6 protein-coding genes are annotated in these 14108 nt (G+C 34.8%); 4 read left to right on the top strand and 2 right to left on the bottom strand.

Going from position 1 to position 14108, the window contains the following annotated elements:
* The first annotated feature begins 6 nt into the window (after window positions 1-6).
* Both HNV10_RS05655 and HNV10_RS05650 read left to right on the top strand, forming a co-directional pair.
* Window positions 7-4365, top strand: coding sequence for a T9SS type B sorting domain-containing protein (locus HNV10_RS05655; protein ID WP_173300349.1), 4359 nt, complete (start codon window positions 7-9; stop codon window positions 4363-4365).
* 127 nt (window positions 4366-4492) lie between these two features.
* Window positions 4493-4690, top strand: a complete 198-nt coding sequence (locus HNV10_RS05650) for a DUF2188 domain-containing protein (protein ID WP_317166884.1) — start codon at window positions 4493-4495, stop codon at window positions 4688-4690.
* Between the two features lie 73 nt (window positions 4691-4763).
* On the opposite strand, the gene HNV10_RS05645 is transcribed toward HNV10_RS05650, so the two are convergent.
* Window positions 4764-6488 carry a DUF2207 domain-containing protein gene (locus tag HNV10_RS05645; RefSeq protein ID WP_173300348.1) on the bottom strand — a complete coding sequence of 575 codons (1725 nt, stop codon included), beginning with the start codon at window positions 6486-6488 and terminating at the stop codon, window positions 4764-4766.
* Window positions 6489-6491: 3 nt separating this feature from the next.
* Complete coding sequence (locus HNV10_RS05640; RefSeq protein ID WP_173300347.1) at window positions 6492-7046, bottom strand: LemA family protein; 555 nt, start codon at window positions 7044-7046, stop codon at window positions 6492-6494.
* Between the two features lie 3619 nt (window positions 7047-10665).
* Between HNV10_RS05640 and HNV10_RS05635 the strand changes: the two genes are divergently transcribed.
* Together HNV10_RS05635 and HNV10_RS05630 are read left to right on the top strand one after the other, a co-directional pair.
* Window positions 10666-12243 carry a T9SS type A sorting domain-containing protein gene (locus tag HNV10_RS05635; protein ID WP_173300346.1) on the top strand — a complete coding sequence of 526 codons (1578 nt, stop codon included), beginning with the start codon at window positions 10666-10668 and terminating at the stop codon, window positions 12241-12243.
* A 114-nt stretch (window positions 12244-12357) separates the two neighbouring features.
* Window positions 12358-13803, top strand: a complete 1446-nt coding sequence (locus HNV10_RS05630; protein ID WP_194241022.1) for a hypothetical protein — start codon at window positions 12358-12360, stop codon at window positions 13801-13803.
* Window positions 13804-14108: the final 305 nt, after the last annotated feature.

Here is a 14108-nt window from a genome sequence, read left to right as displayed (position 1 = left end):
AATTTCATGAAGTGGTTATACCTACTTATACTACTATTACTATCAAATGTTAGCTACAGTCAAAAAGAAGCCAATATTTGGTATTTTGGGGAAAATGCAGGTTTAGATTTTAATTCTGGTAGCCCAGTTGCATTGTTGAATGGGCAACTAAACACTCTTGAAGGGTGTTCTACAATATCTGACGCTAATGGTAATTTATTGTTTTATTCAGATGGTGTAACCGTTTGGAATAGAAACCATGGCGTTATGTTAAATGGCACGGGTTTAAACGGACATGAGTCTAGTACGCATTCGGCTCTCGTAGTACCCAAGCCCAATGACGCTAATGTCTACTATATTTTCACTGTTGACCAAGGTTTTATTGGAGCCAACGGCATTCAATATTCCGAAGTAGATTTGACATTAGATGGCGGATTAGGGGGTATAACTTTAAATAAAAATATTCTGTTGCACACGCCAACTACTGAAAAATTAACTGCTGTTAAGAATAGTAGCGGTACAGGATTTTGGGTATTAAGTCATAAGCTTAATAGTAATGAATTTATTGCTTACGAGATTACAGCATCTGGTGTTAATACGACTCCAATAATAAGTGCTGCTGGTACAGTTATTACAGATGCACAAGATAGTATTGGACAAATAAAAATTTCGCCAAATGGTAGTAAGGTAGCTGCGGCAAGACGTGGAGGTCTTGATGAAGTTCAACTTTTTGATTTCAACCCTACAACAGGTGCAGTTTCTAATCCGCTAACAATTTTACCAAATGTAAATGCGGTTTATGGAGTAGAGTTTTCGCCCAGTAGTAACGTATTATATGTAAGTGGTTATGGTGGCAGAGTTTATCAATATGACTTGAATGCAGGCAGTAGTGCAGACATTATTAATTCTGAATTTCTTATCCAAATTGATAATTCCATGAATTATTCTGCAATACAACTTGGACCAGATAGTAAGTTGTACATTACTAAGATTGCAGGGTATTTAGATGTAATTGAAAATCCAGATGTAGTTGGTCTTGGATGTAATTATATAACGGATGCTGTATTTTTAGAAGGAAGAACTGGACAACTTGGATTGCCTCCCTTTATTCAATCTTTTTTTAGAATTGATGACATAGAATTTCAAAATGTATGCTTTGGAGAAAGTACCTCTTTTAATTTGGTAGATTTGGTGGATAGTGCCACTTGGAATTTTGATGATCTAGCCTCTGGAACGAATAATACCTCAACAGATTTAGCACCTACTCATGTGTTTTCTGCACCTGGAACTTATGAGGTATCGGTTAATGTAACGATAGATGCAGAAACCGCTTCATCGACAATTACAGTGATCATATACGAACAACCTACAACAACCCAACCGCAAGATATATTAATCTGTGATGATGATAATGATGGCTTCTACAGTTTTGATTTAACTCAAAATGAAAGCTCTATTTTAAATGGACAAAGCACATCTATATTCGATGTAACCTATTATACATCTATGACAGATTATATGAATGATAATCCTATCACAGACCCAGGCAATTACACCAACACAACAACTTATACTTCACAGACCATAATTGCTAGTGTAAAAAACATCAATAATGCAGACTGCGAAGCTACTACAACTTTTAACATACAAGTATTTGAATCACCAACACCTGTTAATGATATTCCAAGTTTGTCTTTTTGTGATAATACTAGCCTCGGTACAGATGTAGATGGTATCATAGAATTTGATTTAACACAAAATGAAGCAACCATCTTAAATGGACAATCAGCAATTGATTTTACGGTTAGTTATTTTACAGATTCAGCTTTAACAAATCAAATTAACACCCCTTCTGCCTACCAAAATACTAATCCAACAGAAACAATTTATGTTCAAGTGGTTAATAACAATTATTCAAATTGTGTGGAACAAACTTCATTTTCAATCGAGGTTTTTGAATTACCTACTGTCGCTGCAATTGTAAATTTGAGGCAATGCGATGATGATTTAGATGGTTTTTCAATATTCAATCTAACAGAAGTTAATGCTGAAATATCTACCAACCATTTAAATGAAACTATTAGCTTTTATGAGACTCAATCTGATGCCGAAAGTGGAAACAATCCAATAACAAACACAACTACTTATACGAACCAAACTGTTAGTATAGATATGGTTTGGGCTCGGCTAGAAAATTTAAATAATTGCTATATAACATCCCAAGTTAACTTAGTGGTTTCTACCACTCAAATACCTAATACTTATACACGAGACTTTTATCAGTGTGATCATGGACCAGATACTACAGATGGTATTGCGACCTTTGACCTTGGTTTGGTAAATACCGAAATTCAGGGACTATTTCCGGTAGGACAACAACTCATTATAAATTATTACCGCAATCAAGCCGATGCATTATCAGAAATCAATCCCATTACAAATATTACTAATTATCAAAATATTGGTTATCCTAATCAGCAAGATGTATTTATTCGTGTAGACAGTGCTTTAGACAACGACTGTTTGGGTTTAGGGCACCACATAACTTTGCACGTAGAAACCGTTCCAATAGCACATTCCGTTGTGGTTTCTGAGCAATGTGATGACGATGGTGACAGCATTTATGCTTTTGACACATCTAATATTGAAACAACATTACTTAATGGGCAAACTAATGTTATTATTGCATATTTTGACGGTTTAGGCAATCCTTTACCAAGTCCATTACCAAATCCTTTTTCAACAGCAACACAAACTATTACAGCAAGAGTTACCAATGCCACCTCACTAGACCTCGATGGTGCTTGTTTCGATGAAACACAGATTATGTTTACAGTAGGTTCTGCTGTGGTTGCCTATGCTGTCTCTGATTTTATAGAATGTGACGATGATAACGATGGACAATTTGCTTTCGACACCTCTAATGTAGAAGCTTCTGTTTTAAATGGACAAACGGGAATGATAGTAACTTATATTGATGAGAGTGGAAATCTACTACCAAGTCCATTGCCTAATCCATTTATCACCGATACTCAAACAATGACTGCTAGAGTAGAAAATCAGTTAAGCGCTATTTGCTATGATGAAACTACAATTAACTTTATAGTTAGCGAGCAACCGACGGCAAATCCTATTGCTAATGATTTTGTCTGTGATGATATAGGTAATGATGGAGAACATATTTTTTTGCTATCCTATTACGATTCTCAAATATTAAATGGACAATCCCAAAGTAAATTTGAAGTTTTTTATTTTGAAAATAATATGGATGCTCAGAATAATATGAATCCACTTTCGAATAGTTATATAGTTAGTTCAAGTTCCCAAACTATTTTTGCAAAAATACAAAATGTCAATAACCCTGATTGCTTTGAAATTACGACTTTTGAATTAGGTGTGCATTATTTGCCTATAGCCAATCAACCAGAAGATATTTTGGTATGTGACGATGAAACTAATGATGGTATAGAGGCTTTTGATTTAAGTGTTCAAAATTCAATAATTCTTAATGGTCAATCTGATATGGATAATACTATAACCTATCATTTAACTCTAACAAACGCAGAAAACAATACAAACACGATATCAGAAAATTATACAAATACTGAAAATCCGCAGACTATTTATGTAAGATTGGAAAACAATGATTATTCAGATTGCTATACTACGACTTCTTTTCAAATTATCGTTAATGAACAACCTATATTGGAGATGCAAGATCAATGGTTTATTTGTGAAGAAAATACGTTGGAAATTATCGCTGATAGTGGCTATGACGAATATCTTTGGTCAACAGGAGAAACGAGTCAGTCAATTATTGTAGCTACAACAGGAGCTTATGAAATAACAGCGACTAATATTTATGGCAACTTAAGTTGTAGTACTACTAAAACTGTGTCAGTTTCGAATTCCAATAGTGCTACTATCACAGGTATTGAAACTGTAGATTGGACACAAAATGACAATTCAATTACAGTTTTTGTTGAAGGAGATGGGGATTATGAATATTCACTTGATGGATTGCTTTATCAGGACTCTAATGAATTTACAAATCTTTCAGTTGATGAATATACCATTTATGTAAGAGATAAAAATGGTTGTGGCATTGTTACAGAATCTGTTTATCTTCTATATTACCCCAAATTTTTTACACCCAATAATGATGGGTACAATGATACTTGGCAAATAATAAACTCCATTAGAGAGCCTAATAACAAAATCTACATTTTTGATCGTTACGGAAAATTAGTGAAACAACTAAGACCGACAGATATTGGTTGGGGTGGAACATATAATGGCAGTGTTTTGCCTTCTAATGATTATTGGTTTATTTTAGAAAGACAAAATGGTAAAACATACCGTGGGCATTTCTCATTAAAACGTTGAGTAGTAATAACAGAGTTTAATCTACTTTGCAGACCTCTTCATAAAAATAGTTAATATACTCTGGCTAAATTGCGAGATTATATACAAGTTTTGTAGTCCTACCAGAAAACGAACATGGCATCAGCATGTGGTTCCTTATGAAGATGGTTGGGCGGTAAGACGCCAAGGTAATAAACGTGTGACGTCAAAACATCGTAAGCAACGTACGGCTATTATTAAAGCTAAAAAAATGGTTAAGCGTTATGATGCTGATGTCATTATTTACCGTAAAATTAGCGGCATACTCGAACGCATTAGCTATGCGTATGAATCCGGCATACCATAACCGTTAACGTACTTTAATATATAACCATAGAATATATAGCAACGGATTAGATTGTGCGTCTATAACTTGGCAACTACCAGCCACCACCGCCTCCGCCTCCTCCGCCACCGCCAGAGAATCCGCCGCCACCCGAACCACTACTTGATGGTGGTGTCGCTGACTTGCTAATGGAATTGGACAAGGACGCATTTAAGGTATGGTTAAAGGTTGAGAAGTTAGACACATGCCCTACATACCAAGTGGGTTGATACCGTTGGTCCATCATAGATTTGTTGATGAGGTTCTGAAACTTTTCGCCCCAGACATCTTCAGCACCTAATACAATGGCATAAGGCAATAGTTTTTCAAAAATTGCAGGTGTTAAATCGGGTGGATTAAAGTGAGCAATTTGTTTTTCTTCAGCAGCACTCATGTACATTTTAAATCCGTCAATGGTTGCTTTTAGTTTTAATTTTTCGATACTCGGTTTTCGTATTAAGTATTGGTAAATTAAAAAGAATATTATATTAAACACTAGGAAAGCAGTGAATATAGTGACGTCGTCTTTGCCTTTAAAGTATTCTGACATGAGTATGATAAAAGACACGATATAAGCAATAATAGTGAGGATTGGGATTATCCAAAATTTAAAATTAAAGCCTTGGTAAATTATGCTGTTATGTTGGTCTTTTAATGATGTTCTATAGGCTGTTACTGCAGTTTCTATTTCAGCATCATACTTGCCATTTAAGGTTACTTTATTTGTATCGGAGAATAAATTTATAAAGAGTGTTTTTTCTTCGGCATTGAGCATGCCTGAATTGTCCTTTAGTTTATGGATTATAAAGGATTTGTTTTTAAATAATCCGAAAATCCGTTCTTCTGTATATTCTTCAATTTTAAGATACCCTTTTACGGCTAAATTTAAAATGGAGCCTGTTATTAAATCGCTATGATAGCGTAGCTTGTCTATCATACCTACAGAAGCAGGTGTCATATCATTGGGTACTTTCCATTGTGGTATTACAGTAGGTTTAGGTGGGTCTACACCAAATTTTAACCAGGTGAATCCGTAGTAAAACAAGAGGGCTAAACTGATGCATCCGCTTAAAATTAGCGTGCCATACGCTTGAAAAAATGTTGGTGGTGGCGGTGGTGGCGGTTGGTTTACCACCCCTTTGCTAAACCCTACAGCTACGGTTAAGTTTTCGCGAGGGTTTAAATTATCTGCAGTAAACCTTATGCTTTGCTCGGATAAGGGTGTTGCGCTACAGTTAGAGCTATTGCTGCCATAGCGTCCGGTGTAACAAGCTTGTTGAATAATATTACCGTTGTGCGGCAGTGTGATGGTGCTGGATACCTGCCCAATAGGTAAGGCCCAACCGAATCCATTAACATTCCAATAAAGTTCGTCGTAATTTTCGAAAAAGCGAATTTGCCCGCTCATGCTATAGGTAATGGTATAGTTGTATTCGCCTTCACTTAGAAATACATCTTTGTCGCCTACATATATAGTGGTTTCTTCATGTCCTTTTTTGGTGTGGTATTTTGAGGCGCTTCCTTCTTTTTCTACAGCTAGGACTTTAAAATCGAGCGCTACTTTACGTCCCAAACTATCGATACCTACCGTTGGGATGGTCCGCGTAATGCCTCTTTTGAAAATAGTGCCATTGGCATAAATTTTAATGGACTCTTGTACAGTGATGCTGCTAGAGGTGTCTACAACTATATTTGAATGAAAAGACAAGACCTTTTCGCTTTGCGACCACATTGCCCATGTATTGGTCACTATTAGAATAATTACAACGAGTTTTCGCAATGCTTAGAATTTTACTTGTGGATTTTGTCGTTCTGCTTCTAGTTCAATTTCAAAAAATTCTGCTTTTTTGAAGTTACTCATTCCTGCTATAATGTTTGAAGGAAACGAATCAATTAGAATGTTATAATCGCGCGTAGTGCCATTATAATAGCGTCTTGATTTTTCGATGTCAGCTTCTATAACTGATAATTCGTTTTGTAGGTTTAAAAAGTTTTCATTCGCTTTTAGATCAGGATATTGTTCAGCGACGGCGTATAAGTTTAATAATGCTTTGTTGAGTTGGTTTTCGGCAGTTTGTTGTCCTTCGACGGAAGTTGCATTTTGTGCTTGGTTTCTTGCTTTAGTGACATTTTCAAAGGTTTCTTTTTCATGACTGGCGTATCCTTTTATAGTTTCTACTAAATTTGGGATTAAATTATAGCGTTTTTTTAATTGCACGTCAATGCCACTCCAGGCTTCGGCTACAAGTGTGCTTAGTTTTACCAATCTGTTGTAAACGCCAACACCGTAAAATGCGAACAAAACAACAAGGCCAATTAATGCGTATAGGATTATCATAGTATTTGATTTTAATAGGATTTAAAGGTATTAAAAATTAATATAAAATACTATGGTTAGGGTGTAAAGGGGGTGTGTTGTTTTTGTTTCTTTGTTTTTTTTGTTTGCTATTGATTGTTAAGAGGATTGGATATTTTTGCTTCTTCATTCACTTCATTATAGGTTTTATTATAAAATATTGGGGGTTGGTTATTTTTAAAATATTTATTATGTTCATTTTAGTTCCTGTGATTTTTATTTTATTAAATCGGAAGTCATGAATGCTCTCGCATTTGTCTTGACACAAAACGAACCAAAAGATCAAAACGATTTATTAGGAAATTACTTAAGGTACCATTCGCTATTACATGGGTGTTTAAGGTTATAAATGATATATTGGTTCCATCCTTGATTTGAGTTTTTATTAATAGTTCTGGCTCATTATTTCTGAAAATCGTTGGTTCCGACGGTGTCGGAATATGGGTGTTGCTTGTTTTCTGTTGTTCTTGATTTTAGTTTTTACTTTCTTATTTGCTGCTTAACATACGGTTTGAATAATTATTAAATCGGAAGTCGTGAATGCTGTGGTCTTTGCCTTGATGCAAAACCCTTCGGCTTGTTGCACAAGGTACTTTCAATGAAAATATATTTTCATTTCAGTAATGCTCAGGACAGGCTACCCAAAAGATTAAAATGATTTGTTAGGGAAGTACTCATGGGTTATTAATAGATTATTATGTTCATTTTGCCTTGATGCAAAACGAACCAAAAGATCAAAACGATTTGTTAGGAAATTACTTAAGGTACCATTCGCTAATACATGTGTGTTTAAGGTTATAATTGATATGTTGGTTCCATCCTTGATTTGAGTTTTTATTAATAGTTCTGGCTCATTATTTCTGAAAATCGTTGGTTCCGACGGTGTCGGAATATGGGTTTTGCTTGTTTATTGGCTATGGTCTTTTGTTTTATTTTATTGAATGTTTGCTGTTTAACATACTGTTTGAATTAATATTGAATCTGAAGTCTTGAATGCTATCGCATTTGTCAAAGCACCATTCGCTAAGACATTAATGTTTTGGGGTCTTTATTTTAATTGTCTTCCAATCCTAGATGTTGTAAATTAACTTTATGTGTTGCTCATTATTTCTGAAAATCGTTGGTTCCGACGGTGTCGGAATTTGGGTGTTGCTTGTTTTCTGTTGTTCTTGATTTTAGTTTTTACTTTCTTATTTGCTGCTTAACATACAGTTTGATTAATTATTAAATCGGAAGTCGTGAATGCTGTGGTCTTTGCCTTGATGCAAAACCCTTCGGCTTGTTGCACAAGGTACTTTCAATGAAAATATATTTTCATTTCAGTAATACTCAGGACAGGCTGCCTAAAAGATTAAAATGATTTGTAAGGGAATTACTCATGGGTTATTTATAGATTATTATGTTCATTTTAGTTCCTGTGATTTTTATTTTATTAAATCGGAAGTCATGAATGCTATCGCATTTGTCTTGATGCAAAACGAACCAAAAGATCAAAACGATTTGTTAGGAAATTACTCATGGGTTAATATTTTTTAATCGGAATTCGTGAATGCTATCGCATTTGTCAAAGCACCATTCGCTAATACATGGGTGTTTAAGGTTATAATTGATATGTTGGTTCCATCCTTGATTTGAGTTTTTATTAATAGTTCTGGCTCATTATTTCTGAAAATCGTTGGTTCCGACGTTGTCGGAATTTGGGTGTTGCTTTATTTTATGTTCATTTTGCCTTGATGCAAAACGAACCAAAAGATCAAAACGATTTGTTAGGAAATTACTTAAGGTACCATTCGCTAATACATGGGTGTTTAAGGTTATAATTGATATGTTGGTTCCATCCTTGATTTGAGTTTTTATTAATAGTTCTGACTCATTATTTCTAAAAATCGTTGCTTCCGACGGTGTCGGAATTTGGGTGTTGCTTTTTTATTGGCTGTGGTTTTTTGTTTTATTGTATTGAATGTTTACTGTTTAACATACTGTTTGAATTAATATTGAATCTGAAGTCTTGAATGCTATCGCATTTGTCAAAGCACCATTCGCTAAGACATTAATGTTTTGGGTTCTTTATTTTAATTGTCTTTCAATCCTTGATGTTGTAAATTAACTTTATGTGTTGCTCATTATTTCTGAAAATCGTTGGTTCCGACGGTGTCGGAATATGGGTGTTGCTTGTTTTCTGTTGTTCTTGATTTTAGTTTTTGCTTTCTTATTTGCTGCTTAACATACGGTTTGAATAATTATTAAATCGGAACTCTTGAATGCTCTTGCATTTGTCAAAGCACCATTCGCTAAGACATTAATGTTTTGGGTTCTTTATTGAAATTGTCTTCCAATCCTAGATGTTGTAAATTAACTTTATGTATTGCTCATTATTTCTGAAAATCGTTGGTTCCGACGTTGTCGGAATTTGGGTGTTGCTTTATTTTATGTTCATTTTGCCTTGATGCAAAACGAACCAAAAGATCAAAACGATTTGTTAGGAAATTACTTAAGGTACCATTCGCTAATACATGGGTGTTTAAGGTTATAATTGATATGTTGGTTCCATCCTTGATTTGAGTTTTTATTAATAGTTCTGACTCATTATTTCTAAAAATCGTTGCTTCCGACGGTGTCGGAATTTGGGTGTTGCTTTTTTATTGGCTGTGGTTTTTTGTTTTATTGTATTGAATGTTTACTGTTTAACATACTGTTTGAATTAATATTGAATCTGAAGTCTTGAATGCTATCGCATTTGTCAAAGCACCATTCGCTAAGACATTAATGTTTTGGGGTCTTTATTTTAATTGTCTTTCAATCCTTGATGTTGTAAATTAACTTTATGTGTTGCTCATTATTTCTGAAAATCGTTGGTTCCGACGTTGTCGGAATATGGGTGTTGCTTATTTATTGGCTGTGGTCTTTTGTTTTATTGTATTGAATGTTTACTGTGATTTAAATTACTGCTTAACATACTGTTTGAATAAATATTAAATCGGAATTCGTGAATTTTGCTGCGCATATGCTGAGTCTTGTTTAATGCATTGCTATGGCATCTATATGTCCTCGATTGTTAGTTGTTTGACTTATGATTTAGGGCTAAAAGTTTAAAACCTTCAACGAAAATGACTCAAAAGAGGGTTGTTTTTTCGAATATTTTTCAAAATTAAATGGATTTTGAACCTCGAATTATAGATAAAAGGACAGAAATTGACGAAATAGTAATAATTTTTGTGAGAAAATAACACAATTTGTATTTGCGGTTTTTTGTTGAATTTTATTACAAAATAAGGTTTCTTTTTAGTTTTGTCTCTTCGTTCTAAATGCTCCAATTTTTTGAACTATTATTTTTAGATTTTATTCACTATTCATAACAGGGTTATGTCTAATCTTTTAGGGTTGTAAGTACGCTATGTTTCTACCACAGGATTATTGAAATGGTTATTAGGTTTTAAGCTTGTTTTAATGTTTAATACATCGGCAAAAATTTATCGAATTATCCTACAAACACCTTTGTTTTAAAACGAAAAAAAACACCATTAATTCATTAAAATTTTAAAATAAATGTCTGATAATTAAGAATTAATATGTTTATTGCGAGTCCCTAATCTTATTAAACATGAAAATCATTTATCCTACGCTGTTAGCGCTGGTTTTTGGTGTATGCACCAATGCTCAGGATCTAACAAGTACTATGCACGTTAGTGCAGGTACATCCGTCTACGTATCTTCAGCGACAACCGTTTCTGCTGAACAAATCAACTTAAAATCAACCTCAAATCGCTTTTCCACGTTGTATCTCAATGAGGATTTGGATGCTTCACTCATCGTTAATTACGATCGTTATGTGAGCGTCATTGGTTCCTCTGGAGAAAGTGGAGGAAACGATTTAATTTCTATGCCCGTAAAAGTGCCAGGAACAGTTACTTTAAGTGACTTTTTAGGTTACACCGATGGTACAACTGTCAATTCGGATGTTATTCCGCATTCGCCTACAGTTGCCACGCTTTATGCTTTTGGACCTTATAGTAATACCACGCAGAATTATATAAATTATAACACCGCAACAGATGCTAGTGTAGCCCTTAACCGAGGTGCTGGTTATAGAGCTGCGAGTTACACAGGGCAAACTGTTCGTTTTACGGGTACAGTGTCTACGGTAACAGAAACGGTAGCTATTTCTACGAATACCAACCGATGGAATTTGGTAGGTAATCCTTACCCAACGTATATCAATTCGCTTCAGTTTTTATCTCAAAACTCAGCGGTTTTAGATCCAGAAGCAACTGCCATTTACGGTTATCATAGCGGCACTAATGTCGGTGTTGGTCCCGGAACTTTTGGGAATTTTACGGTTATTAATAACTTAACCAATAGCGGTGTAAATATTGCGCCTGGTCAAGGGTTTTTAGTCGCCAATAATCCTAGTAATGCCACGGGTCAAATAAGTTTTACCATGGCCATGCGAACTTTAACAGGTACTGACGATTTTATTTTAGGCAGAACTGCCAGTCAGAATGAGATGTTACGTTTACAAGTTGAAAATACTACCACAAGGTATGCCACAGAAATTTACTTTAATGAGCATTCTACCGTAGGATTAGATCCAGGTTATGATGCCGCACTTTTTGATGGTTTTAATAACAGTTTAGTATTATACTCTCAATTAGTTGACAGTAATCTAGGTCAAAATATGTCTATACAAAGTCTTGGTTTTGATAGTCAGAACGCAGTTGTAATTCCGCTTGGCTTAAAAGCTGTTCAAGGTGAAGAAGTGACTTTTAGTATAGAAAACAGTTCACTCTCAGACCAGTATGATGTGTATTTGGAGGATAACCTCACCAATACATTTACCTTATTAAACACCGACGATTACAGTATTACACCTAGTGCAAATATTGATGGGACAGGACGTTTTTATCTTAGAATAGGCGTACAGTCACTCTCTATGGATGATTTGCAGATGGCTAGTTTACAAATTAAAGCAAGCGAACAAACTGTTTATATCCATGGCTTGCTTTTAGCAGATTCTCAAGTTTCAATTTACGACATTCAAGGCCGATTAATTTCAACCACATTTTTAAAAGAAGGCTCTCGTGTAAATACAATTGAAGCGGATAACTTAAGCACTGGCATCTATGTCGTTAAGTTAAAGAATGCAGCCCAAGAACGTACTACTAAAGTCATTCTTCAATAACAAAAATCACACATTTTAATTTATAAGCAATGCTACTTAAGTAAGCATTATGATAAGGATACATGATATTCATTGTTATCCTCAATTTTTATTAACCTCTCAATACCCTAACCAATGAGACATTTAAAATTATTTGTAATTAGCCTATTAGTTACCGGATTATCTTACGCGCAAGTAGGAATCGGTACAGAATCTCCAGACGCATCGTCTTTATTAGATTTAAGTTCAACCTCACAAGGCTTGTTAGCCCCAAGAATGACCACCCTAGAGCGCACCGCCATTGTGAGTCCTGCAGAAAGCCTCTTGGTTTTTGATACCGATGAAGCAGCTTTTTTCTATTATAATACAGCATCCACTACATGGATTGAATTAGCAAACAATACCAGTGTAAAACGCGATAACTATAAATTAATAAAATCTGCAGCAGATTTAGCGCCTGAATTAGCCGCTGGAGGTTCTAGTTATTTATTAGATACTAATACATTGTATGAAATTAATGGGACTATAGCGTTAACGCATCCTATAAACCTAAACAATGCCTACATATCAGGGCAAGATGTGGGTGAAGATGTACTATCTTCATCTGGTGTTATTTTTGAGGGCAATACAGGTGGAAGTATTAGAAATCTAACTTTAAAAGGCGCCAAGGCGTTTAATATTACAGGTCCAGGTATAGCCTCTAGCTCGTCGCTTATTGTTCAAAATCTAATTGTAGACGGTATGACTACAAGTGTGGGTTCTGTTTCGGGTATAGGCTTATATTTTGGTAACATTAATCAATATATAAACAATGCAGATGGTATTACGTTTTCTAATATTGGACAATTATTATTAAATACACAAGGCTGGTTAAGCAGTAATAACGGAACTTTTGAAACTTTTACAGGGAGCTTTGGATTTATAGAAAAAGCGAGTGGTTTTAGTACAGTGAATGGCTCGGATGTAGCCTTAGACGTTAGTGATCCTAGTCTTACTGTAGGTGAAGCCGTTTTAACAGGAACTGTGTTTTCTGGTACAACCACTAATGCATCAGGATATATCAATGGTTATAGTACAGGATCGTACGATGGCTATTATTTTAGTGCAGATTGGACTGTAGATTCTCCAGGTATTCCTTTAGAAAGTGATGCTGCCGCTACAGGAGATATTAATTTAGCCGCTTCCGTAGGTAGTGGAGAAGTCACCTCGTTTACAGGTACAGGTACATCTTCTAGAACTAAAGTTAATGGCGCTACGACGTCTAATAATTTACTTCGTTTTACAAGAGATGGTAACAACAAGATTATTTATAAAGGTCATAAGACCCGGTATTTTCAAGTAGCTACTTCGGTGTCTTACCAATCGTCTGCAGATTTTATATTGATTCTTTATTTAGCTAAAAATGGTGTGGTTTTACCTGAGACAAAAGTTTATGGTTATTATACAGGTTCTGGAATTTTAGCATTACCTGTTATTGGTACTGTAGAATTAGAAAAAGATGATTATATAGAGATTTACGCAGAGCGTTATTCTGGGTCAGGAAATATGCTTACTGTTTCTTTAAATTTAACAGCGCGCTAGAAGAACGTGTTTTGACGTCTTAATGTTAATTAATTTTTTAGGTTAAAGCCTTCAGTCTTTGGATTGAAGGTTTTTTTATATGTTCATTTTAGTTCGTGTGATTTTTATTTTATTAAATCGGAAGTCTTGAATGTTATTGCATTTGCCTTGATGCAAAACGAACCAAAAGATCAAAACGATTTGTTAGGAAATTACTCATGGGTTAATATTTTTTAATCGGAATTCGTGAATGCTATCTTATTTGTTAAAGTGCCATTCGCTACAGCATTAATGTTTTGGGGTCTTTATTGAAATTGTCTTCCAAT

Origin of the sequence: Winogradskyella litoriviva (assembly GCF_013249065.1) — a bacterium.
Classification (GTDB): Bacteria; Bacteroidota; Bacteroidia; order Flavobacteriales; family Flavobacteriaceae; genus Winogradskyella; species Winogradskyella litoriviva.
Note: the sequence above shows the minus strand (reverse complement) of the source record. Positions and strands in the feature narration are given on the sequence as shown.